The sequence below is a fragment of the Sphingomonas mollis genome (assembly GCF_016427505.1).
GTDB lineage: Bacteria > Pseudomonadota > Alphaproteobacteria > Sphingomonadales > Sphingomonadaceae > Sphingomonas > Sphingomonas mollis.
The window spans coordinates 274,195-295,448 of record NZ_JAELXS010000003.1; the positions used below are offsets into that span (position 1 = coordinate 274,195).

General features: G+C 65.3%; 25 protein-coding genes and 1 tRNA gene. 15 read left to right on the forward strand and 11 right to left on the reverse strand.

The annotated features are described in order from the left end of the window. The first annotated feature begins 28 nt into the window (after positions 1-28). Positions 29-457 (forward strand): hypothetical protein, encoded by a 429-nt coding sequence (locus tag JAO74_RS07070; RefSeq protein WP_199036473.1) that lies wholly within the window; start codon positions 29-31, stop codon positions 455-457. An 18-nt stretch (positions 458-475) separates the two neighbouring features. Here JAO74_RS07070 and JAO74_RS07075 read toward each other — a convergent pair whose 3' ends face one another. Then, entirely contained in the window at positions 476-1,660 is a 1,185-nt protein-coding gene (locus JAO74_RS07075; RefSeq protein ID WP_199036475.1) for a mechanosensitive ion channel family protein, read from the reverse strand. An 11-nt stretch (positions 1,661-1,671) separates the two neighbouring features. Beyond that, complete coding sequence (locus JAO74_RS07080; protein ID WP_199036477.1) at positions 1,672-2,670, reverse strand: DNA topoisomerase IB; 999 nt, start codon at positions 2,668-2,670, stop codon at positions 1,672-1,674. Between the two features lie 125 nt (positions 2,671-2,795). Here JAO74_RS07080 and JAO74_RS07085 point away from each other — a divergent pair, with 125 nt between their 5' ends. The 3 genes from JAO74_RS07085 to JAO74_RS07095 all read left to right on the forward strand — a co-directional run bounded on the left by JAO74_RS07085 (position 2,796) and on the right by JAO74_RS07095 (position 5,589). Then, positions 2,796-3,356: a type 1 glutamine amidotransferase domain-containing protein gene (locus tag JAO74_RS07085; protein ID WP_199036479.1), complete on the forward strand. Its 561-nt coding sequence runs from the start codon at positions 2,796-2,798 to the stop codon at positions 3,354-3,356. A 134-nt stretch (positions 3,357-3,490) separates the two neighbouring features. Then, positions 3,491-3,922, forward strand: coding sequence for a hypothetical protein (locus tag JAO74_RS07090; protein WP_199036481.1), 432 nt, complete (start codon positions 3,491-3,493; stop codon positions 3,920-3,922). Between the two features lie 86 nt (positions 3,923-4,008). Next, positions 4,009-5,589 carry a spinster family MFS transporter gene (locus tag JAO74_RS07095; protein WP_199036483.1) on the forward strand — a complete coding sequence of 527 codons (1,581 nt, stop codon included), beginning with the start codon at positions 4,009-4,011 and terminating at the stop codon, positions 5,587-5,589. A gap of 4 nt (positions 5,590-5,593) precedes the next feature. Here JAO74_RS07095 and JAO74_RS07100 read toward each other — a convergent pair whose 3' ends face one another. Continuing rightward, positions 5,594-6,136 carry a superoxide dismutase family protein gene (locus JAO74_RS07100; protein WP_199036485.1) on the reverse strand — a complete coding sequence of 181 codons (543 nt, stop codon included), beginning with the start codon at positions 6,134-6,136 and terminating at the stop codon, positions 5,594-5,596. Beyond that, entirely contained in the window at positions 6,136-6,744 is a 609-nt protein-coding gene (gene thpR / locus JAO74_RS07105) for an RNA 2',3'-cyclic phosphodiesterase (protein WP_199036486.1), read from the reverse strand. Before thpR ends, JAO74_RS07100 begins: the two co-directional genes overlap by 1 nt. A 120-nt stretch (positions 6,745-6,864) precedes the next feature. Here thpR and JAO74_RS07110 point away from each other — a divergent pair, with 120 nt between their 5' ends. The 4 genes from JAO74_RS07110 to JAO74_RS07125 all read left to right on the forward strand — a co-directional run bounded on the left by JAO74_RS07110 (position 6,865) and on the right by JAO74_RS07125 (position 9,587). Then, positions 6,865-7,614, forward strand: coding sequence for a Bax inhibitor-1/YccA family protein (locus JAO74_RS07110; RefSeq protein WP_199036488.1), 750 nt, complete (start codon positions 6,865-6,867; stop codon positions 7,612-7,614). Between the two features lie 78 nt (positions 7,615-7,692). Beyond that, entirely contained in the window at positions 7,693-8,472 is a 780-nt protein-coding gene (locus tag JAO74_RS07115; protein ID WP_199036754.1) for a transglutaminase-like domain-containing protein, read from the forward strand. A 63-nt stretch (positions 8,473-8,535) separates the two neighbouring features. Then, positions 8,536-8,817 (forward strand): hypothetical protein, encoded by a 282-nt coding sequence (locus tag JAO74_RS07120; RefSeq protein WP_199036491.1) that lies wholly within the window; start codon positions 8,536-8,538, stop codon positions 8,815-8,817. 215 nt (positions 8,818-9,032) lie between these two features. After that, entirely contained in the window at positions 9,033-9,587 is a 555-nt protein-coding gene (locus JAO74_RS07125; protein WP_056531037.1) for a transcription elongation factor Spt5, read from the forward strand. Positions 9,588-9,609: 22 nt separating this feature from the next. On the opposite strand, the gene JAO74_RS07130 is transcribed toward JAO74_RS07125, so the two are convergent. The 3 genes from JAO74_RS07130 to JAO74_RS07140 all read right to left on the reverse strand — a co-directional run bounded on the left by JAO74_RS07130 (position 9,610) and on the right by JAO74_RS07140 (position 11,237). Further along, the gene (locus tag JAO74_RS07130) at positions 9,610-10,341 is read right to left on the reverse strand and encodes an extensin-like domain-containing protein (RefSeq protein ID WP_199036493.1); all 732 of its coding nucleotides are present in this window, start codon (positions 10,339-10,341) and stop codon (positions 9,610-9,612) included. Further along, positions 10,341-11,090: an NUDIX hydrolase gene (locus JAO74_RS07135; protein ID WP_199036494.1), complete on the reverse strand. Its 750-nt coding sequence runs from the start codon at positions 11,088-11,090 to the stop codon at positions 10,341-10,343. The genes JAO74_RS07130 and JAO74_RS07135 overlap by 1 nt, the downstream gene beginning before the upstream one ends. A 71-nt stretch (positions 11,091-11,161) precedes the next feature. After that, positions 11,162-11,237 (reverse strand) — tRNA-Ala (locus JAO74_RS07140). Between the two features lie 227 nt (positions 11,238-11,464). Here JAO74_RS07140 and JAO74_RS07145 point away from each other — a divergent pair. Further along, a complete protein-coding gene (locus tag JAO74_RS07145) occupies positions 11,465-12,511 on the forward strand; it encodes a DUF2171 domain-containing protein (RefSeq protein WP_233150762.1) in 1,047 nt (348 codons plus the stop codon). A 123-nt stretch (positions 12,512-12,634) separates the two neighbouring features. Then, complete coding sequence (locus tag JAO74_RS07150; RefSeq protein WP_199036496.1) at positions 12,635-13,615, forward strand: NADP-dependent oxidoreductase; 981 nt, start codon at positions 12,635-12,637, stop codon at positions 13,613-13,615. Positions 13,616-13,741: 126 nt separating this feature from the next. Here JAO74_RS07150 and ypfJ read toward each other — a convergent pair whose 3' ends face one another. Next, the gene (gene ypfJ, locus JAO74_RS07155; protein WP_199036498.1) at positions 13,742-14,653 is read right to left on the reverse strand and encodes a KPN_02809 family neutral zinc metallopeptidase; all 912 of its coding nucleotides are present in this window, start codon (positions 14,651-14,653) and stop codon (positions 13,742-13,744) included. Positions 14,654-14,780: 127 nt separating this feature from the next. Here ypfJ and JAO74_RS07160 point away from each other — a divergent pair, with 127 nt between their 5' ends. After that, on the forward strand, positions 14,781-15,566 hold the full coding sequence (locus tag JAO74_RS07160) for a 3-hydroxybutyrate dehydrogenase (protein WP_199036499.1): 786 nt from the start codon (positions 14,781-14,783) through the stop codon (positions 15,564-15,566). Continuing rightward, positions 15,563-16,216 (forward strand): DUF4893 domain-containing protein, encoded by a 654-nt coding sequence (locus JAO74_RS07165; protein WP_199036500.1) that lies wholly within the window; start codon positions 15,563-15,565, stop codon positions 16,214-16,216. Before JAO74_RS07160 ends, JAO74_RS07165 begins: the two co-directional genes overlap by 4 nt. On the opposite strand, the gene JAO74_RS07170 is transcribed toward JAO74_RS07165, so the two are convergent. From JAO74_RS07170 to JAO74_RS07180, 3 genes are all read right to left on the reverse strand, one after another. Continuing rightward, positions 16,165-16,749, reverse strand: coding sequence for a hypothetical protein (locus JAO74_RS07170; protein ID WP_199036758.1), 585 nt, complete (start codon positions 16,747-16,749; stop codon positions 16,165-16,167). The genes JAO74_RS07165 and JAO74_RS07170 overlap by 52 nt on opposite strands. A gap of 48 nt (positions 16,750-16,797) precedes the next feature. Continuing rightward, on the reverse strand, positions 16,798-17,745 hold the full coding sequence (locus tag JAO74_RS07175; RefSeq protein WP_199036760.1) for an aldo/keto reductase: 948 nt from the start codon (positions 17,743-17,745) through the stop codon (positions 16,798-16,800). A gap of 85 nt (positions 17,746-17,830) precedes the next feature. Beyond that, a complete protein-coding gene (locus JAO74_RS07180) occupies positions 17,831-18,148 on the reverse strand; it encodes a hypothetical protein (protein ID WP_199036501.1) in 318 nt (105 codons plus the stop codon). Positions 18,149-18,273: 125 nt separating this feature from the next. Between JAO74_RS07180 and JAO74_RS07185 the strand changes: the two genes are divergently transcribed. From JAO74_RS07185 to JAO74_RS07195, 3 genes are read left to right on the forward strand one after another with little or no spacing between them, the layout of a single operon-like run. Beyond that, entirely contained in the window at positions 18,274-19,227 is a 954-nt protein-coding gene (locus JAO74_RS07185; protein WP_199036502.1) for an ArsR/SmtB family transcription factor, read from the forward strand. Continuing rightward, positions 19,224-20,165, forward strand: coding sequence for a methylenetetrahydrofolate reductase [NAD(P)H] (gene metF / locus JAO74_RS07190; protein WP_199036503.1), 942 nt, complete (start codon positions 19,224-19,226; stop codon positions 20,163-20,165). The genes JAO74_RS07185 and metF overlap by 4 nt, the downstream gene beginning before the upstream one ends. Beyond that, entirely contained in the window at positions 20,162-21,208 is a 1,047-nt protein-coding gene (locus JAO74_RS07195; protein ID WP_199036504.1) for a homocysteine S-methyltransferase family protein, read from the forward strand. Before metF ends, JAO74_RS07195 begins: the two co-directional genes overlap by 4 nt. Positions 21,209-21,254: the final 46 nt, after the last annotated feature.

The window sequence follows — 21,254 nt, forward strand, 5'->3', positions numbered from 1 at the left end:
CACAGGCTATCATGGGAGTGACAATCCGGTGGCGAACGATCACGACAGGCGATCAACCATCACCGACGAATTGCTGCTGGGCGCGCGGCAACTGATTGCCGCGAAACGGGTTCTCGCCGCCGCCATGCCACGCGGTTACGTCCATGATTACGCCATCCTGATCCTCTACAGCCTCTATATCGCCGCCGCGCACGACACCGCGATGACCGCGCCCGAAATATCGGCGGCGACCACCGGCGACATGCTGATTACCCGGCGCTGGATGAGCGCGATGGAGAGTGATGCGCTGGTCGAGGCGGTCGATCCCGCCGCGCACCCCGTCCGCTGGCAACTGACCGCAACCGGGATCGACAAGGCGACCGCGACCCTGATGGCGATCGCCCGCGCGCGTCATATCTGCAGCATGGAGGCGACGCCGCCAGCCGCCGCCACCGATCATTACAATGGCCGGGCCTGAGGTTCGGTCGATCCGCGTTCAGGCGCCCGGCTGATTCTCGACCGATACCGGCTGCACCTGGGCATAAGGCATGATGAGCGATCCATCGGGCGCCGCGGTGAAGGTCGTCTGCGTCGGATAGGGAATGACGATCCCCTCCGCCGCAAACCGGCGCATCAGCGACACGAGAATACGGTCGCGGGTAGAATGCGCGGTGGGCCAGTCGTCGCCCGGTACGTCGAACTGCAAAGCGAAGTCGAGCGAACTGGCGCCGAAACTCTCGAACCCGGCGCGCGCCACCTTGCCGCCTTCGCCCTCGACGATCTCGGTCAGGATCTGCGGCACGCGCGCCAGCGTGTCGGGCGGCGTCTCGTATGCGATGCCGATCGTGAACGGCACGCGGACGTGATCGCGGTTGGAGATGTTCTGTATCTCCTTGTCGAGCAATTGCCGGTTCGAGATCACGCGCATCTCGCCCCCGAACGATCGGATGCGCGTCGATTTCAGGCCGATCGATTCGATCACACCCGTCGTCGTGTCGTACGATACCTTGTCGCCGCGCCGGAACGGACGGTCGAAGATGATCGCGAGCGCCGCGAACAGGTCGGCGAAAATGCCCTGCGCCGCCAGACCGATCGCGATACCACCGACACCCAGACCGGCGACCAGACCGGTCACGTTGACGCCCAGATTGTCGAGCACCACGACGAAGGCGATCGCGAACAGCGCGAACGTCACCAGCAGGCGGATCAGACCCATCGCCGACAGCAGCGCCTCGCCCGAATAATGCGCCGATTGTGTGCGATGCTCGATCGCGCCGAGAATGATCTCCCGTGCCCAGATCGCGAACTGGAAGACGGAGGCCAGCGTCCACAGGAAATTGACCGTGGTATCGACCTGGCTCGGTGCACCGGCGTAACCCACGACCAGCTTGGCCGCGAGCATCAGCATGAAGAAATTGCCGGTCCTGACCAGCGCGCGACCGATGATCGACACCCAGCCCGCCCGCCCCTGCGGATCGCGCGCGGCCAGCTTGCCTGCCACGCGGCGGGCGGCATGCAGTGCGAGGACGATCGCCGCGCCGACACCGAAGGCGATCAGGATCTGCAGCCAGTGGGTATGCAGCCACACCGTGCTGGCGGATGCCAGCCCGCGGGTCTGTTCCTGCAACCCGTCGGTATCGATCAACGGAGCAGCGGTATTGGTTACGGAGGAATTGGCCATGAATCTACTCGTCAGGCGCCCGTCGCGGGGCTGCCGGTTTCCAGAAAGGCGATGAGGCCACGTTCCTCACGGCTTAGATACCGCTTGGCGCGCGGCAGGCGCACCGCGGCGCGGAAGGTCGATTGACCCTTTTTTACCAGTGCGATCAGGGCGGGGTGAACATAGCTTTTGCGCGCGATCGCCGCGGTATTGCCCAGCCGCGCGACCACCGGCTCCAGCATCGTCTTCAAACTCAGGTCGCGCTCCGCCGATGCCAGCGCCTCGAACGCGGTCACGCTGGCGCACCATGTGCGGAAATGCTTGGCGGTGAAATCGTGGCCCGACGCTTCCTTGATATAGGTGTTGACGTCGGATGACGTGACGGGATGGGCCGCACCCTCGGCATCGACCCAGGCGAACAGATGCTGCTCGTCCAAATCCTGCATCGACCGGACGGTCCGGGCAAGCGCGCGGTCGGTGATCTTCGTGTCGCGCTCCTTTCCCGATTTGCCCTTGTACCGTAGCCGCAGTGTCGCACCCTTCACGTCGCCATGCCGTTTGCGCAGCGTCGTCGCGCCGAAACTCTTGTTCGCCTGGGCGTACGCCTCGTTGCCGACGCGGAGGTGGCCGACGTCGAGCAGGCGGACGATCGCCGCGACCGCGCGATCCTTGCACAGGCTGCGCTTGCGCAGATCGCTTTCGATCCGTTTGCGGATGCTGGGCAGGCAATGGCCGAAATCGGCGCATAGCTCGTACTTCGCGGCCTCCTGCGCCTCGCGGAAACCGGTGTGATAGCGATACTGCTTGCGACCCTTCTCGTCCCAGCCGACCGCCTGGATATGGCCGTTCGCCCTGGGGTTGAACCACGCGTCGCGATAGGCTGGCGGCAGGCCGATGGCGTTCAGGCGGTCGATTTCGTCGCGGTCGGTGATCCGATCGCCGTCGACCGCGTGATAGGCCCATCCGTTACGGACCTTCGCCCGCGTGATGCCGGGTTTCGAGTCGTCCGAATACACGATCCTGCCGGCCATCGACTCTCCTTCGCTTTGCGCCACGGACGTTTCATCATGGCCAATGCGCAAGGTCGTCGCATCGTTCCGGAACGGCCGGGCAGGGCGGGGGTTGATGCGGATCCCCGATCCACAGGAGTTACGTCATGGCCGACCTATCGAATGCGCGCGTGCTGATGCTCGCGGCCGACGGTTTCGAAACGGTGGAACTGTTCGAACCGAAAAAGGCGCTGGAAGCCGCTGGCGCAAAGGTGACGCTGGCATCGATCCGGCTCGACCCGATCCAGGGCATGGAACAGGACATCAACAAGGCGGAAACCGCGACGCCGGACCTGACGCTGGATGACGTCGATACCGACGATTACGACGCACTGATCCTGCCCGGCGGCACCTGCAATCCCGACAAGCTGCGGCTGGAGGAACGGGCGGTCGAGATCGTCGCGGAATTCATGGAGGACGACAAGATCGTCGCCGCGATCTGCCACGGCCCATGGCTGCTGGCCGAGGCGGACGTGATCGATGGCCGCAAGCTCACCAGCTATCCCTCGATCCGCACCGATCTGGAAAATGCCGGCGCCGACGTGGTGGATCAGGAAGTCGTCGTCGACGGCAACCTCATCACCAGCCGCAATCCGGACGATATCCCCGCGTTCAACCGGGCGATCATCGACGCGCTGGTCGAGGAACTGGCGGACGAGCCGGCCTGATCCGTTAAAAACCGGCGGTGGCCGGTTGGCTGTCAAATGTTTTGGGCTATGATGGTGGTTACCAGCGGCTGGTGGAGGCCGCGCGACAGGCCGTCATCATGACCCGACCCGCCCACCGCCGTCCCTTGTCGAGAATGCTGCCGGTCATCGGCGGCCTTGTCGCCGGGGCGGCGGGGGCGGGGTTTGCCGCACAGGTTCCAGCAGACCGGCTGGCCGATCTGGGCCGGCTTGCCGGGACGGACCGGTTGCCCGGGCCGACCGTCCTGCTGCTGACGGCGGGCTGCGCATCCGGTCTGGTCGTCTGGGCCGCGCTCTATCTGATCTGGGGAAAGGGCGGCCCGTTCGACCGGCCGTTGGGCGATGCACCCATCGTCCGCCGCGCCGACGCTCATCCCGACGCGCCGCCGCGCTGGCCGCTGACGATGGCGGAAATCGGCACGCCGCCCCCCCGCGAACAGGAATTGCCGACCGATCTGGACCAGCCTCTGGCCAGGTTCGATCCCTATGCCATTCCCACCATGTCCTTCGAGTCGATCCGTCGAAGCGGTCTGCGCCCCAGCCGATAGACCATACCCGTTATCCGAAAAGGACTTGTCGCCCGGATTGCGCCGGTAGATACTCGATGTCCAAAGAATAGGAATCGGGAGAGAGCATGGCGGATACCGCCCCCGGCCGCGATGCGGCCACCGATGGCGCGGCGTCCCACGCGTCTCCCTATGCCTGGTATGTACTGGGCATCCTCTTCCTCGTCTATGTCCTGAATTTCGTCGACCGCCAGATCATCTCGATCCTGGCCGAGGATATCAAACGCGACCTGAACCTGCGCGACGAGGATCTCGGGTTCCTTTACGGCACGGCGTTCGGCGTCTTCTATTCGCTGTTCGGCATTCCGCTCGGTCGGCTGGCGGACAACTGGCATCGCGGCCGGCTGATGGTGATCGGCCTGACCCTGTGGTCGACGATGACCGCGCTGTCCGGTCTGTCCCGATCGGGAGGACACCTCGCCGCGGCGCGGATCGGCGTCGGCATCGGCGAGGCGACGGCCAGCCCGTCGGCCTATTCCCTGATCTCGGACTGGTTCCCCAAGCGCCTGCGCGCCACCGCGCTGTCGATCTATTCGGCGGGCCTGTATGTCGGCGGCGGCGTGTCGCTCTTCATCGGTGGCCTGATCGTGCAGAACTGGAACCGGGCATGGCCGAACGGCGGCCCCGGCGGGCTGGTCGGCTGGCAGGCGGCGTTCATGGCGGTCGGTCTGCCCGGTCTGCTGGTCGCCCTGTGGATCAGTACGCTGCGCGAACCGATCCGGGGCGCGGTAGAGGGACTGCCCCCGCCCGACCGGCATCCGGCGCCGTTCCGCGCCTTCGGGCAGGAACTGGTCACGATCATCCCGCCGCTGACGCTGATCGGGGCGGCGGCGGGTGGTTCGCGAGCGCTGATGGTGAATCTGCTCGCGCTCGGCGTCACCGTCGCGGCGGTCACGGGTCTGGTGTCGATCGGCGAACCATGGCCGCAATGGACCGCGGTCGGCATCGGCGCCTATGCGGTGTTTTCATGGGGATGCGCGCTGCGTCGTCGCGATCCGCCGGCCTTTGCCCTGATCGTCGGCACGCCGGCGTTCCTCTGCACCGTCGCGGCCTATGGCCTGAACGCCTTCATGGCCTACGCCGCCAGCTTCTGGGCAGCGCCCTATGCGTTGCGGGTCTTGGGCGCCTCGCCGGCCACCGCCGGCTTCTACATTGGTGGCACAGGCGCGCTGGCGGGATTTCTGGGTGTGACGCTGGGGGGCGTGGTGGCTGACCGGTTGCGGGTCGGCAACCCGGCCGGAAGGCTGATGGTCGTGATCTTCGGCGCGATCGTGCCGGTGCCGTTCCTCGCGCTCGCCTTCACCGCGACCAGCACGACGCTGCTCTATCCGATGCTGTTTCTGGCGCAGGTGACCGCCAGTTGCGCGCTGGGATCGGCGGCGGCGACGACGCAGGACATGGTGTTGCCGCGGATGCGCGGCACGGCGACCGCCACCTTCTTCATCGGCACCACGCTACTCGGTCTGGCGCTCGGCCCCTATATCGCCGGCCGGGTTTCGACCCTTAGCGGCAGCCTGTCTACGGGCATGTTGTCGTTGCTGGCCAGCGTCCCGATCGCGCTGGCGGCGGCGATCGCCGCCTATCGGCTGGTCCCCGCCGCCGAGGCCACGCGCGAGGCGAGGGCCAGGGCGGCGGGGGAAGACATCTGAGCGTTTAGTTCGCCGTCAACACACCGCAGGCGATGCGCCCGCCGCTGTTGCCGGACGGATCGGTCTTCAGGTCGTCGGGATTGGCATGGATCACCACCGCCGATCCGTCTGCATCCAGCAGTCCTGCCATCGTCGCGCCGGGGATCGTCACGCCCAGCGTTCCGCGGCCATCGGTACCGACGATCAGGTTCGGCATGTCGCCGGTATGCGGACCCTGCGGGTTCATGGTGCCATGCTGCATGCTCGTCGGGTTCCAGTGGGCGCCGGCGCTCGCGAAGTCGGGCGCGTCGCAGCGGCCGACCATATGGACATGCGCGCCGTGCGTCCCGGCCGGCATGCCGCGTGCATCGATCGTGAAGCGCAGGCCGCCACCGACCTCCGTCGCGGTCGCCCGCCCCACATCCACGCCAGCCGCCGTCCGCAGCATCGCCGTGGCACTACGACCGCCGGGCGTGCTTTCGCCCAGATCGGCCTTGTCACCACCGCTTTGACATGCCGTCATCGTCAGCGCCGCGACACCGATCGCCGCCATCTTCATTATTGTCATCACTCGTCTCCCCGTTCCAGGTTCATATGCAGCGAACCGCCAGCCGCCTCGCCGGTTCCCATCGGCGCCACCAACGGCCACCGTGCCACCGGCTCGTACACCGCACCACTGCGCGCGAGTTCGCTGCGATACAGGATCAGGTGCGGCAGGACGAACGGCTCGCTCGCCAGTGCCGCATGCGCCGCCAGCCATCGCTCGATCTCGATCGCGCCACCCAGCGACCGGGGCAGGCGCGCCACGGTGATGTGCGGGCGATATGCGCGCCGTTCGGGCGGCAATCCGGCCTGCGCACAGGCCTGTTCCACCTTCGCATGCAAATGCGCCAGCGGTCCTGCCGGCGCCACACCCGCCCACAGGCTTTCTGCGCGGCCACGCTGTCCGAAACTGCCTACGCCCGCCAGAGCCACCACCGGCGCCGGCGCGTGGATATGCCCCAGCGCCGCCACCAGATCCTCCGCCTGATGCCGATCGACTTCGCCCACGAAGCGCAGCGTCAGGTGCAGTTGCTCGTCGTCCTGCCACCGCGCGCCCGGCACCCCGTCCATCAACGCGGACAATCGGTCGCGGATGGCGGGCGGGGGACGCAGGGCGACGAACAACCGGATCATGACGGATGGTTAACCGACGGACCGATCGGACATGCAACCGCTTTCGCTTGAAAAGGGTTGAGGGGAGGACGATATTGTCGGCAACCGGCCCTCTTGCCGGCCACCAGGAGAATTTTTCAGATGGCGAATTGGTCTGATCCTCGACCCACCGCCGCGCCGTTCGGTACGACGCGCGCGCGGGCGGGTGACGCGGCCCACGACGCAGGGCTGCGCTCGTACATGCTATCGGTCTATAACTATATGGCATCGGCCGTGCTGTTGACGGGTATCGTCGCGCTGATGTTCGCGGCCGGTGGGGCGGATTCGCCCGCCGCGCAGGTGTTCACGCAGGGCGGCATCCTGAAATATGTCATCATGTTCTCGCCGCTGGCGATCGTCTTCGCGATGAGCTTCGGCCAGGCACGGATGAGCACGGCGACGATGCAGATGCTGTTCTGGGGCTTCGCGGTCCTGATGGGTCTGTCGATGTCGACGATCTTCCTCGTCTATTCGGGCACGTCGATCGCGCAGGCGTTCTTCGCGACCGCCGCCGGTTTCGCGGCGCTGAGCCTGTACGGCTACACGACGAAGAAGGACCTGTCGGCGTTCGGCACCTTCCTCATCATCGGCGTCGTCGGACTGCTGGTCGCCAGTGTCATCAACATGTTCGTGCAGTCCGGCCCGATGGGTCTGGTCATCAGCGCGGTCGGCGTGCTGCTGTTCGCAGGGCTGACCGCCTATGATACGCAGCGTACCAAGAACCTGTATTATCAGGTCGCCGGTACGGACATGCAGGGCAAGGTCGTCATCATGTCGGCGCTCAGCCTGTATCTCGACTTCATCAACATGTTCATGTTCATCCTGCGCCTGTTCGGGTCCAGCCGCGACTAAGCGTTACGTTGATCGATGTTTCAGGGGCTCGGCGGGTAACTGCCGGGCCCCTTCTCTTTGGGGGAAGACCGGATGCGCGTGCGCCTGATGATCGAGGCGGATCTTGATTATGCGTTGCCCGAACCCGCCGACATCCTGTTGCAGGTGGAAGTCGCGGCGATGGCCGACCAGCGGCTGGACGAACAGTCGCTGACGATCTGGTCGGATCACCCGATCGCCGCCGTCGTCGGCGAAGAGGGGATCGGCCAGCGCAGCTGGGCGCGGGGCGAGGGGCGGTTCGTCGCCGAATATCGCGCGACGGTGACGATCGATCGCCCGCCCGTCGATCTGTCGGTCCTAAAATCGACCCCGCCGCGCGCCATCCCCGGCGCGGTCGTGCCGTACATGCTGCCCAGCCGTTACTGCCAGTCCGACCGGCTGGAGGGCTTCGTCCGCCGTACGTTCGGTGGCCTGTCGGGCGGCGCGATGGCGCAGGCGCTGCTCGACTGGACCAACGACGCGCTCGTCTATCGCGCGGGCGTCAGCGAAGGCAGCACCACCGCGCTCGACACGTTCGGCAGCCGCATGGGCGTATGCCGCGACTATGCGCATCTGCTCGTCGCCCTGGCGCGGGCGGCGGAAATCCCTGCCCGCTGCGTCGCGGCCTATGCCCCCCGCGTGGAGCCGCCGGACTTCCATGCCGTCGTCGAACTGTGGCTGGACGGCGCTTGGAGGCTGGTCGATCCCACCGGCATGGCGACGGCGGACGAGATCGCCCGCATCGGTGTCGGCCGCGATGCCACCGATATCGCCTTCATGACCGTCTTCGGCTCTGCTTTCTACCAGCGGCAACGCGTGGCCGTGACTCGTCTTGCCTGACCGGAACGCGGACGCTGTCCGATCGTTTTACCTCAGCAACGATATTCCGAGAGGATCAAAGTCATGAACACTATCGACGATCGCGCGCTCGACAGCCTGTCGGTTGCGCCGGACGACTCTTCCGGCGGTCGCGATCCGCGTCAGGACGCCGGCCAGGATAAATCGATCGCCAAGCGGTTGCAGAAGAACCCGGACAGCGTCGATGCCCGTCTCGACAATGGTCTGGACGAGACGATGGACGGCAGCGATCCCGTGTCGATCTCCGAACCCAATGGCGGTGGCGAACCTGCCCCGTCGTCGGGATATGACGAAGCGGCCGAACAGGAGCGTCAGCGCGACGCCTGACTCATAAGGTCCGGCGGATCATCTGACATGTTGCGCGGGTGCATCACGATGCGCCCGCGTTTTCATATTATTCTCGGCTCGTCGCATATCATGTTGCGGCGCAGCGGTTTTCATCGTTCCTTGTGTATCGCCGGGCCGATGCAGGAAAGGTGGCGTTAACCATCGTTCCGCTACCATCGCTTGGTTGGTTTGGCTGTTCGGGGCGGGGTGACATCATGGGATCCAGAAACAAGCCGGCCCAGGGGGCGATGACGCTGGCCGAAATGAAGGAGTTCGCGGGCTTTCCCGCCTCCACGCAACGATACATCCGTCGGTCGCTGGATATCGGGCTGGATCGCGAGGACGCGATGACCCGCTGGTCGCGCGATATCGTCGAAGCCGCCAGCATTCGCGCGCAGGCGCGGCTGTATCGGTCGCTGCCCTCCCTGCGGGAGATCGTGCCGGACGACAGCGGCCTCGATTCGATCGAGCCGTTCCTCGCTCCGCTCGTCACCGTCGTCGCCTTCGATCTCGGGCAGGGGCGGCTACCCAGCTTTTCCGCCGCGCGTTTCCTGTACGAACGTCTGATCGGCGCATCGGTCCGTCCGTGGTTGCCGGCCGCCTTCTGCGCCGCGGCGGCCTTGCCGCACCTGCATCCGGAACTGCGTCGCAAGCTGCTGCAATCCATCAGCGAGGCGGCTGCGACCGCGTCCGGCTGGTCCAATCGCCAGCCGGCGTTCTTCCCCTATTGGGTCGAGAAAGTCGACACCGGCCAATCGCTGGCCAACTGATCGACGGCACGGGCGTGGCGCCCTACCGGCAGGCCCGCCACCCCATGCTGCCGCGTGACGCCTGATCCAGATGCAGGTGATCGCGGTGGGCAGCATTGTAATCCGGCGACAACGTGGTCGAAAAAAGCCCGCAGGCGCCATCGCGCACCGTCCTCAGGAATTGCGCCGGGGCGCCGTCACCCTTCCAGTCCCGAACCACCGTGATGCGCCGGCCGTCCGTCAGGCGAAATCCGGCGATATCGACCGCGTTGGCGGTGGAATGCTCGCTCCAGTTGCCGCTGTCGCGACCATAGAGGCGCCGACAGCTATAGCTGCCGAAGTGATCGATCTGCGCGACCCGCGATCCGAAGAAGCGCTCGGCCGCCGGTTGCACGACGTTCCACTCCCACGCCGCCAGCGCCGCCGCGACCGGACAGGCGACGCCGAGCCCGGTCGGCGCGAAGCTGATCCTTCGCGATCCGCCGGCGACGAAGCGAACGCCGTTGGCATAGCCGCATTGCCCCTCGCCCTCGCGCGGCGGCAGCGCCGTGTAGCGCACACCGGCCTTATCAAGCACCGCCCTGCACGCCGGGAAATCGTCCGTCAGCCCGGCCAGCTTGCGACCGGTGAACATCCCGACAGGCTGTCCCAGATCGAGCGGCGTCCACGGCAAATCCTGCGGCCGCCCCCGCATCGTCGCCCATACGACGAACGCGAGCGCCAGCACGATGCCGCCGATGACCAGAAGCCCGGCGATCCGCCGCAGCGCCCGCATCAGCCGCGCATCGCCGACGACAGCGGCTCGGCGGTCACCGGATAGCCCAGACCAGCGGGAATGCAGATATGCTCGACCCCGTCGCGATGTTCTGACCAAGGCACGATCGTCTGCACGGGATAGGCCGCCGCATCCCTTACGATCGACGCCACGCTCGAAAACTGCGCCAACCGCTCCAACGTCCGCCGGGTCGGGAAGATCACGTCAGCCGTGGCAAGCATCGCCTCCGCATCACGCCACGCCAGCGCCACGTTCTCGGTGCTATCGACCGTCGCGGCAGGGGCCTCCGCCGGCAGGCTCGTCACATAGAAACGCGCATCGAACACCCGTGTCGTCTGATGCGATGGCCGCCATCGCCCGTACGGCACCAGCAGATCGGGATGGATGGTCAGGCCATGGTCGGCCAGCACCGCGCCGATCGTTTCCCCGTCATGCAGCGCCGTTCGCATCGCGGCGATGGTCGCATCGCCCGGGGGCGGATCGATGCCGATCGCCAGCCCCACTTCCTCCAAGGTCTCACGGATCGCAGCAATCCGCGCGGCGATCCCGTCCACGTCGGCCGCCTCCAGTCCAACGGCCAGCGCACGATCGCCGGGATCGACCCGTCCACCGGGGAACACCCATGCGCCACCCGCAAACGCCATCGTCTCCGCCCGCTTCACCATCAACAATTCGGGCGGCGAGCCCGGGGAAGGGCTGTCCCGCAGGATTATCAGGGTCGCAGCGGGAATGGGGTCAGGCAACGTCATCGCCCGACATAACGCGCCGCCGGGCGGATCATTCCACCGGGATCAACAATAGCTGGTGACGGAAAGGCGGGTGGTGGAGCCGAGGGGAATCGAACCCCTGACCTCTGCAGTGCGATTGCAGCGCTCTCCCATCTGAGCTACGGCCCCGCACCCTTCCGAATAGCCGGTCGTAACCGGATTTTTCGCCCTTAGCGACCTCGATTTCCCAATGCAACATAGGGCGGTGTGGCGCATCGAAAATGCCCCGCGATCAGCCGACCTGGGCCCGCGACGGACCGGTGTGCGGACATCGGTAGAGGGGAACATCGAACCCGGAAACCCGTTTTTGCCAATGTATCGGGCCAGCGCCGAAGACGCGGCCGGTATGCAGGAGAATGGAGACCAACATGGGCTATGAACGCTATCCACGCGGCACCAACCCGCAAGGCGACTATTACAACCGCACCGATCCCCACGACTATGGCCGCGATTACGGCGGCGGTCGCGATTACAGCTATTCGAGCGCGCGCGATTACGCAGCGGCGGGATATGATCGCGACGACGACCGATCGCGGGACCGTTACGGCCGTCAGGAATATGGCAACCAGCGTTATGGCCAGCGCGACCAGTTCGATCGCAGCCGCGCCGGTGGCGGTTACGGCAGGCGCGATGAATATCACGGCTCCTACGCCTCGGATGGCCGTCGTTTCGAGGATGTCGGGCGCAATCGCCATGCCGACGACGACAACCGCCATGATAACCGCCAGCGTGATCGCGGGTATGGACGCCAGCCGCAGGGCTACGAATATGAGGACCGTGGGTTCTTTGCCCGCGCCGGCGACGAGGTACGCTCGTGGTTCGGCGATGACGATGCGGAACGCCGTCGCGAACTGGATTCGCGCTACGACGATCGCGGATATCGCAGTGGCGGCGGCCAGCATGACGAGCATTATGGCAGCTGGCGGTCCAGCCAGATCGCCGCGCTCGACCGCGATTATGACGAGTATCGCAACGAGAACCGCTCGCGGTTCGAAAGCGAGTTTTCGTCCTGGCGGAACAATCGCCAGACGCAGCGCGACTCGCTCAACAAGGTGACCGAACATCAGGAAGTCGTCGGGTCGGACGGCGGTCATATCGGCACCGTGGACAAGGTGCGGGGCGATCGCATCCTGTTGACAAAGAACGATGTCGACGCGGGTGGCCAGCATCACTCGATCCCGTCGAGCTGGATCAAGTCGGTCGATGACAAGGTGACGCTGAGCAAGACGGCGGACGAGGCCAAGCAGGCGTGGCGCGACGAGGATCGCAACCAGGCGATGTTCGGTTATGGCGACAATGCCCGTAATCGCGATGACAGTCGGACCACCGCCTCGGCGAGCAAGTCGTCCGCCGATACCGGCACGGGCGGCAACCTGAACCGCAGCTTCTCCGGCACATACTGACCGTCATCGGCGCGCGAACGTCGCTGACAGGAAGGTCCGGTCGCATCGGCGACCGGGCCTTTTCATTTGCCTCCTGTCGCCATGGGCGGCACATCGAACCGATAACAACGAGAGGATTTGCCGATGCCCCGCGCCTGGACTCTGGCGTCGCGCCCCAAGGGCACGCCGACCCCGAATGATTTCGCCCTGATCTCCGTCGATCGGCCTGAACTGGCGGATGGCGAGGTTCGGGTGGCCAATCGCTGGCTGTCGGTCGATCCCTATATGCGCGGTCGGATGAACGACGTGAAAAGCTATGTCCCGCCCTTCGCCATCGGTGCGCCGATGGACGGCGGTGCGGTCGGCGAGGTCGTCGAAAGCCGTGATCCGTCGCTGGCGGTCGGCGATCTTGTCCAGCACATGTTCGGCTGGCGTGACGAGGCGGTCGGGCCGGCGGCGGCCTTCATCAAGCTGCCGGCGATCGATGCGCCGCCGCAGGCGTTTCTGGGCCAGCTCGGCATGCCCGGCATGACCGCCTATTGGGGTCTGCTCGCGGTGGCGGAGGCCAAAGAGGGCGATACCGTGTTCGTCTCGGCGGCGGCCGGCGCCGTCGGATCGACCGTGGTGCAGGTCGCCAAGGCAAAGGGCATGACCGTGATCGGTTCCGCGGGCGGCGCGGCGAAGGGCGAATGGGTCCGCTCGCTCGGCGCCGATGCGGTGATCGATTACAAGGCGGGCAGCGTGGTGGAGGCGCTGGGCAAGGCGGCCCCCAAGGGGATCGACGTCTATTTCGATAACGTCGGCGGTGACCATCTGGATGCCGCGCTCGCCCATGCCCGCCCTCGTGCGCGTTTCGCGATCTGCGGCATGATCGACGTGTATAACGACGCCAAGCCGACCCAGTTGAAATATCTCGCCCGTCTCATCGGCAATCGCATCCAGATGCGGGGCTTCATCGTGTCCGACTTCATGTCCCGCACCGCCGAATTCTATCAGGACATGGCGATCTTGTCAGGCACGCTGAAGCGGGAGGAAACCGTCCATGACGGGCTGGACGCGATGCCCGACGCCTTTCTAGGTTTGTTCACGGGCGGCAACACCGGCAAGATGCTGGTCAAACTCTGACGGCGCTGTCCTACAGGGTCCCGATTTGCTATTTTCGGCTCCGGCGATGGCCGGAGCCGATATCGACTGCTTAGGTCGATCGGGCAATAAAGACGTTTGAGTGCGAACTTCTGTGAAGTTCGATTCTCAATAAGCTCCCGAGAACGTATCGCACTTGGCCGGATCACCCGTCTCCATCCCGATACGCAGCCATTTCATCCGCTGTGCCGACGTGCCATGCGTGAAGCTGTCGGGAACGACCCGGCCCTGACCTTCCCGCTGCAACGTGTCGTCACCGATCGCCCGCGCCGCGGTCATGCCCTCTTCGATATCGCCGGGATCGAGCCGGTCACGATTGGCTGCCGCCCAGACACCGGCATAGCAATCCGCCTGCAATTCGAGCCGCACCGACATGGCATTGCCTTCGGCCTCGCTAGACCGCGCCTGCGCCTGCTGCACCTGAGTCGATGTGCCGAGCAGGTTCTGAATGTGGTGGCCGAATTCATGCGCGATCACATAATATTGCGCAAAATCGCCCTTCGCGCCGAACTTCGTCGCGAGTTCGTTGAAGAAGCTCGTGTCGAGATAGACGCCCCGATCCGTCGGGCAATAGAACGGCCCCATCGCCGCCTGCGCCGCGCCGCAGCCTGATCGACCCGATCCGCCATAGAATTGCAGAGACGGCGCCTGGAACGGCTGGTTCGACTTGGCGAAGATCGCTTCCCATGTATGCTCCGCCGAACTGAATGCGTTGCAGGCCGCCTTGCTCTCCGCATCGACACGGCACGCGGTCGCCGCCTCGCTGCCGCCACTGCTGCCCGGAGCGGTACGCGTGACCGGGGCAGAACCTTGGCCGCCGCCGTTGATAAGCGACAGCGGGTTCATGCCGAGCACCGCCAATATGATGAGCACCACGACGATCCCACCGCAGCCAAACCGGCTGCCGATCAGTGGCAACAGGCCGAACAGCAACCCGCCGCCACCGCCACCGCCGAAACCACCGCCTTCACCCCGCTGGTCGCCGACGTTGATGTTGGGATCGTAATCGTCGAGCCGCATGAAGTATCGCCTGATCGTTGCGCTGGTGAAATGCTTGAGGTCACTTGTCGGTTGCAAGCGTTGATCGGGATACGGCTTGCCGCCATGCTCGACGGGCGGTCATCACGGACGGAACAGGGAGAACGATATGCTGCTGAAGGGCAAGACGGCGCTGGTCACGGGATCGACATCGGGTATCGGCCTTGCCTTTGCGCGCGCCTTCGCCGCCGAGGGCGCAGCCGTCGTCATCAACGGTTTCGGCGACGCCGGTGCGATCGAGCACATTCGCGCCGAGCTGGCCGATACCAGCGGCGCCATTACCCTGTACGATCCGGCCGACATGTCGAAACCAGACGAGATCGCGGCGCTGGTCGATCGGACGGTGGCGGAGACGGGCGGATGCGACATCGTCGTCGCCAATGCCGGCGTCCAGCACGTGTCGCCGATCGTCGATTTCCCGACCGACAAATGGGATGCGATCATCGCCATCAACCTGTCTTCCGCCTTCCACCTGATGCACGCGGCGATCCCGGTGATGAAGGCGAAGGGGTGGGGGCGAATCATCACCACCGCGTCCGCTCACTCGCTCATCGCCAGTCCGAACAAGTCCGCCTATGTCGCCGCCAAGCACGGCGTGGCGGGGCTGACCAAGGCCGCCGCCCTGGAGGTCGCGCGCGATGGCATCACCGTCAATTGCATCTCGCCGGGATATGTCTGGACGCCGCTCGTCGAGAACCAGATACCCGACACGATGAAGGCGCGGGGCCTGACACGCGAACAGGTGATGAACGATGTCCTGCTCGCTGCCCAGCCGACCAAGGAATTCGTGACCCCCGAACAGGTCGCTGCCTTCGGCCTGTTCCTTTGCCGGGACGAGGCGGCATCGATCACCGGCGCGAACCTGTCGATGGATGGTGGCTGGACCGCGGCATGAGGCACTGGGCCGTGGCGGGTATCCTGCTCGCCGCCGGTGCGGGCGCTGCCGAGCAGTCCGTCACGACAGAGTGGCGCCGCGTTGCCACGGCGGCCGACCGTCAGAAGGTGCGCGAATGGCGGTCGGCTTGGTCGACCGCGTTGCGGGATGTGCGGGGGGACAGGGCGGCGATGACCGCCATCACCGCCGATGCCGCATTGTTCGATCCGGATCGTAGCCTGACCGGGTCTTTGCCAGCGCCGGGCGACTATCGTTGTCGCACGACGAAACTCGGTCGGCAGGGCATATCGGGTTCCTCCTTCGTGACCTTGCCATGGACGGCATGCCGGATCGGGGTCGATCCCTCCGCCAGCCTGTTCACGGGATTGGGCAGGGGGCAGCGACCGATCGGAACGCTGTATGCCGATACCGACTCGCGGACGATATTTCTGGGTTCGATGATGCTCGCGGGTGAAACACGGGCGATGGCCTATGGTCGCGATCCCGGTCGCGATATGGCGGGCATCGTGGAGCGGATCGGCGATCATCGCTGGCGCCTCGTTCTGCCACGTCCGGCCTTCCAGTCGCAACTCGATCTGATCGAGATCGAACCGGCCGATCAGCGAGCGGCAGTCATTGCCGCCGGCAGCGCGGGTAGCGTTGCCAGATAGGTCCTGCCATGGACGCCCAGTACCGTGACCCGATCGCGATTGGCGACGGCTACCGCTTTCAGGAAGGATCGGGGCTTTTTCATCAGGCCGGGCTGTTCCAGATTGACCAGCCCGCTGATGCGCGCCGCCTCCTGGACGAAATGAACGCAATTGCGTCGGCCAAGACTATAACGACTGTCACCCCGGTCGCCCCACGCCGCGACCAGTTTCAGGATATCGGCATATTGCGCATCGGTCAGCACGATCGAAAACTGCGCGTCGCTGGTCGCGATATAGCCCGGCTTGGCGATATCCAGACGCCCGCGCACCGTGCTGAACAGGATTTTCGGACTGAGTGTATTGGCCGTGAACCCGTAATTGACATCGACGGGTGCCCCGCCGGCGTCCGGTACCCCACGCAACGTGAAGAACGCGTGCGGGAAGCTGTTGCCGAGTTCATGACTCCAGAAGGTGATCGTGATCGCAGCCGACGCCGGCAGTGCCGTAAATATCCACGCAAGGGCGGTCAGCAGCATCCACGGGACGCGGGGCATGAACGGCGGCATGCCTTGCTTTAACAGGACTTCGTGCCGCTGTCGCGATCACGCGCCGGCGTTGGTCAACCGTTTCAGTTGATCGTCGTCGAGCGACAAGGTCATCGCCGGCAACAGATCGGCCAGCTGCTCGACGCTCGTCGCACTGGCTATTGGCGCGGTGACACCGGGCTGCGCGATCAGCCACGCCAGCGCGATTTGCGGTAATGTCGCCCCGTTTTCGCCGGCGATTTCGTCCATCGCTGCGAGAACCGCTGCACCACGACCGGCCAGCAATTCCTTCATCGTACCGCCCCGGATGCTTTTGCCCAGGTCGGCTTCGGTGCGATACTTGCCGGTCAGGAACCCTGCGGCCAGCCCATAGTAAGGCAGCACGGCGATATTTTCCTGAACGCAGTAATCCTGCAACTCACCTTCGAATTTGTGACGGCTGACCAGATTATACTCCGGCTGCAGAACATGGACGCGCGGCAGGTCGTCATTCCGCGCGATATCCACCGCCGCCTTCAGACGGCGAGCGGAGAAGTTGGAGACGCCGAGGACCCGGATCTTCCCGGCATCGACCAGACGGCCGAACGCACCCAGCATCTCTTCCTGCGGCACGGAATCGTCATCCTGATGCGCGTAGTAGACGTCGATCCGATCGGTTCCGAGCCGTTGTAGCGAGGCCTCGCACGCCGCGATGATTCGGGCGGGTGCCAGTTTCTCGCCGCCTTCTCCTGGTAGCATGCCTACCTTGGTCGCGATCAGTACATCGTCGCGCCGGCCGCTTGCCTTCAGCCACTCGCCGATCACCATCTCCGATTCGCCGCCTTGATGACCATCGACCCACGCCGAATAGACGTCCGCCGTGTCGATCATCGTGCCACCACCCGCGACGAAGGCGTCGAGGACGGCAAAGCTGGCATTCCGATCGGCCGTCCATCCGAACACATTGCCGCCCAATACCAATGGCGACAGGTGAAGATCGGTGGAGCCGAGGCGAAATTGGGTCATGGTGGGTCCATCATCATGGCGGCGGCCAGTTCGTCCGTGAACTGGCCGCCGCCCGGTCATACAGGTCGATTTTACGACCGTCAGATCAGTCGCGGATAGCGCGGCCGGTGTTCTCCAGCGCGCGGCCGGTGGCATCCGCAGCGCGGTCGGCCGCATTGCCGATCGCAGCGCCGGCCTTGTCGGTGTTATGCTCGATCGCCGAACCGGCATTGTCGAGCGAGGCTTCGGCCGAACCCAGTGCGCGATCGGTTGCGACATCGACGTCGCCGACGGCGTTCTCGGTGGTCGCAGCGGTATCTGCCGCCACAGCGTTGGCGGCTTCCGACGTTTCGTTCTGTGCCTTCTGGCTGCAGGCAGCGAGCAGGGCAGCAGCGGCCATCACGGGAACGATCAGCTTCTTCATAAAAATCTCCTGTTTCGATGATCCTGTTCGGGGATCTCCGGCAATCGGAACGCAAGCGAAAGCATTCGGGTCCACCGCATCGCTCGATTGACCTCATATAAAGATATCTTTATATGTTGATGGTCATGATCGATCCACTCGACATCTTTGGCGCGCTGGGGGATGCCACCCGTCTGCGTATTCTCGCGCTGCTGCGCCGGATGGAGCTGTCGATCGGCGAACTCGCACAGGTGTTGGGCCAGAGCCAGCCGCGCGTGTCGCGCCATGTGAAAATCCTGTGCGATGCCGGTGTCGCCGAGCGTCGCAAGGAAGGCAGCTGGGTGTTCGTCGCCCTGGGCCGACCGGCGGTGGTCGAACCGATCGCCGTGCTGCTGGATGCCTGGGCCGATGGTCAGGCGGATCACTGGGCGGTTGCCGATGCGGCGCGACTGGCGGCGGTGCGCGCGGACCGGGCGTCGTCGGCAGCGGCATGGTTCGAATCGCACGCCGGCGAATGGGACGCCATCCGGTCGCTGCACGTAGCCGACAGCGAGGTCGAGTCGGCCATGCAGCAAGTGCTGGGCGCCGCGCCGCTGGGTACGCTGATCGATATCGGGACGGGTACGGGGCGGATGCTGGAACTGTTCGGTCGCCAGGCGCAAACCGCGCTCGGCATCGATCGGTCGTCGGAGATGCTGCGCCTTGCCCGCGCAAAACTGGCGGGCGCCAGCAACACCGACCTTCGCCAGGCTGACCTGTATGCGCTGCCGATGGCGGATGGTGCGGCGGACGTCGCCATCATCCATCACGTCCTGCATTTCGCGCAACAGCCGGGCGCCGCGATCGTCGAGGCGGCACGGGTGCTGGGGCCGGGCGGGCGCTTGTTGATCGCCGATTTTGCCTCACACGATCGCGAGGATCTGCGCACCAAGGACGCGCATGTCCGGTTGGGCTTCGCGGACGAACAGGTAGCGGGCTGGGCCGATGCCGCGGGCCTGCGGATGGCGCGGGTGGAGACGTTGGGCGGCGGCGAATTGACGGTGAAATTATGGCTGGCGCGCAAAGGCGCGGCGGCTTTGCATGAGGTGAAGGCGGCATGACGATCTCGGTGAACCAGCTGGCAGAGGCGCGGCGGGCGCTCGAATCGCCGCTCTATGCCGATGTCGGCGGCGATCTGGCGGTCAGTTTCGAATTCTTCCCGCCGAAAAACGAGAAGATGGACGTGCAGTTGTGGGAGTCGGTGCGGACGCTGGAGCCGCTCGGCCCCCGTTTCGTATCGGTCACTTACGGCGCGGGCGGCACGACGCGCGAGCGGACGCATGCCACGGTGGCGCGCATCCAGCGCGAGACGTCGCTGGCCGCCGCCGCGCACCTGACCTGTGTCGAGGCGACGCGCGAAGAGATCGATCAGGTCGCCGAGGAATATTGGGCGGCGGGCGTCCGCCATATCGTGGCGTTGCGCGGCGATCCGCCGCAGCAGGGCGCACGCTTTGCCAGCCATCCCGGCGGTTACGAGAATGCCGCCGATCTGGTCGCCGGGCTGAAGCGCCTGCATCCGTTCGAGATTTCGGTGGCGGCGTATCCTGAATCGCACCCCGATTCGCCCGATGCGGCGGCCGATCTCGACAATCTGAAGCGCAAGCTGGATGCTGGCGCCACGCGGGCGATCACGCAGTTCTTCTTCGAGCCGGAAACCTTCTTCCGCTACCGCGATCAGGTGGCGAAGGCGGGGATCGATGCGGAGATCGTACCGGGCATCATGCCGGTGTCGAATTTTGCCAGCGTCAAGCGTATGTCGGCGATGTGCGGCACCGCGGTGCCGCCCTGGATGGGTCGCCTGTTCGAGGGGCTGGACGAGCATCCGGCCTCGCGCCAGCTCGTGGCGGCGACAGTGGCGGCGGAACTGTCGCGTCGGCTGTATGCGGGCGGCGTCGATCAATTGCACTTCTACACGCTCAACCGCGCCGAACTGGCATTCGCGATTTGTCATCTGCTGGGGGTCCGCGCCAAGGCATCGTCCGAGGCGGCAGCGGCATGAGCGCGCGGGAGAGGCTGAACGCGGAAGCGGCCAAGCGCATCCTGATTACGGATGGCGCATTCGGCACCGAAATTCAGAACTGGAAGCTGTCGGAGGCGGATTATGCCGGCGATCTCGGCCTGAGCCACGATCAGAAGGGCAACAACGACATTCTGGCGATCACCAAGCCGGAAGTGCCCGAGACGATCACCCGCGAATATCTGGATGCCGGGTCGGACATCGTGTCGACCAACACGTTTTCGGCAAACCTGATTTCGCAGGCCGATTATGGTGCCGAGCATCTGGTGCGCGAGATCAATCTGCAATCCGCCAGGATCGCCCGGCGGCTGGCGGACGAATACGCGGCGCGCGATGGTCGTCCGCGCTTCGTGGCGGGGGCGATCGGGCCGACCAACAAGACGCTGTCGCTGTCGCCGGACGTCAACGATCCCGGATATCGCGAGATCGACTTCGACTATCTGAAGGGCGTGTACCGCGAACAGGCGGATGCCTTGCTGGAAGGCGGCGTCGATTTCATCCTGATCGAGACGGTGTTCGACACGCTGAACGCTAAGGCCGGTATCATGGCGGCGATCGAGGCGGGCAACGATCTGGGCCGTGATGTGCCGATCATGCTGTCGATGACGCTGACCGATCTGTCCGGCCGCAATCTGTCGGGACATACGGTCGAGGCGTTCTGGCATGCGGTGCGGCATGCTAAGCCGGTGACGATCGGGCTGAACTGCTCGTTCGGCGCGGAGCAGTTGCGGCCGCATGTGAAGACGCTGAGTGAGATCTGCGACACGCTCATCATGATCTATCCCAATGCGGGTCTGCCGAACGAACTAGGCGCCTATGACGAAGCGCCGGTGACGACCGCCGGACTAGTCGGCGAATGGGCGGTAGCGGGTCAGGTCAACGTGCTGGGCGGGTGCTGCGGATCGACGCCGGCGCATATCAAGGCGATGGCGGACAAGGTGCGCGGGCTGCCGCCACGGGTGCCGGTAGCGCCGGCGGTGCGGACCAAGCTGGCCGGGCTGGAGCCGTTCACGATGGCGGCATGAGGCTGATCCTCCCCGGAACGGGGAGGGGGACCGGCCGCAGGCTGGT

Coding starts and splice junctions, on each gene's coding strand:
- JAO74_RS07150 (WP_199036496.1), top strand. CDS start 12,635: ATGCCCCGCGCCTGGACTCTGGCGTCGCGCCCCAAGGGCACGCCGACC.
- JAO74_RS07085 (WP_199036479.1), top strand. CDS start 2,796: ATGGCCGACCTATCGAATGCGCGCGTGCTGATGCTCGCGGCCGACGGT.
- JAO74_RS07135 (WP_199036494.1), bottom strand. CDS start 11,090: ATGACGTTGCCTGACCCCATTCCCGCTGCGACCCTGATAATCCTGCGG.
- metF (WP_199036503.1), top strand. CDS start 19,224: ATGACGATCTCGGTGAACCAGCTGGCAGAGGCGCGGCGGGCGCTCGAA.
- JAO74_RS07130 (WP_199036493.1), bottom strand. CDS start 10,341: ATGCGGGCGCTGCGGCGGATCGCCGGGCTTCTGGTCATCGGCGGCATC.
- JAO74_RS07080 (WP_199036477.1), bottom strand. CDS start 2,670: ATGGCCGGCAGGATCGTGTATTCGGACGACTCGAAACCCGGCATCACG.
- JAO74_RS07120 (WP_199036491.1), top strand. CDS start 8,536: ATGAACACTATCGACGATCGCGCGCTCGACAGCCTGTCGGTTGCGCCG.
- JAO74_RS07110 (WP_199036488.1), top strand. CDS start 6,865: ATGGCGAATTGGTCTGATCCTCGACCCACCGCCGCGCCGTTCGGTACG.
- JAO74_RS07175 (WP_199036760.1), bottom strand. CDS start 17,745: ATGACCCAATTTCGCCTCGGCTCCACCGATCTTCACCTGTCGCCATTG.
- JAO74_RS07125 (WP_056531037.1), top strand. CDS start 9,033: ATGGGATCCAGAAACAAGCCGGCCCAGGGGGCGATGACGCTGGCCGAA.
- JAO74_RS07095 (WP_199036483.1), top strand. CDS start 4,009: ATGGCGGATACCGCCCCCGGCCGCGATGCGGCCACCGATGGCGCGGCG.
- thpR (WP_199036486.1), bottom strand. CDS start 6,744: ATGATCCGGTTGTTCGTCGCCCTGCGTCCCCCGCCCGCCATCCGCGAC.
- JAO74_RS07195 (WP_199036504.1), top strand. CDS start 20,162: ATGAGCGCGCGGGAGAGGCTGAACGCGGAAGCGGCCAAGCGCATCCTG.
- JAO74_RS07145 (WP_233150762.1), top strand. CDS start 11,465: ATGGAGACCAACATGGGCTATGAACGCTATCCACGCGGCACCAACCCG.
- JAO74_RS07160 (WP_199036499.1), top strand. CDS start 14,781: ATGCTGCTGAAGGGCAAGACGGCGCTGGTCACGGGATCGACATCGGGT.
- ypfJ (WP_199036498.1), bottom strand. CDS start 14,653: ATGCGGCTCGACGATTACGATCCCAACATCAACGTCGGCGACCAGCGG.
- JAO74_RS07090 (WP_199036481.1), top strand. CDS start 3,491: ATGCTGCCGGTCATCGGCGGCCTTGTCGCCGGGGCGGCGGGGGCGGGG.
- JAO74_RS07170 (WP_199036758.1), bottom strand. CDS start 16,749: ATGCCCCGCGTCCCGTGGATGCTGCTGACCGCCCTTGCGTGGATATTT.
- JAO74_RS07185 (WP_199036502.1), top strand. CDS start 18,274: ATGATCGATCCACTCGACATCTTTGGCGCGCTGGGGGATGCCACCCGT.
- JAO74_RS07075 (WP_199036475.1), bottom strand. CDS start 1,660: ATGGCCAATTCCTCCGTAACCAATACCGCTGCTCCGTTGATCGATACC.
- JAO74_RS07100 (WP_199036485.1), bottom strand. CDS start 6,136: ATGACAATAATGAAGATGGCGGCGATCGGTGTCGCGGCGCTGACGATG.
- JAO74_RS07180 (WP_199036501.1), bottom strand. CDS start 18,148: ATGAAGAAGCTGATCGTTCCCGTGATGGCCGCTGCTGCCCTGCTCGCT.
- JAO74_RS07165 (WP_199036500.1), top strand. CDS start 15,563: ATGAGGCACTGGGCCGTGGCGGGTATCCTGCTCGCCGCCGGTGCGGGC.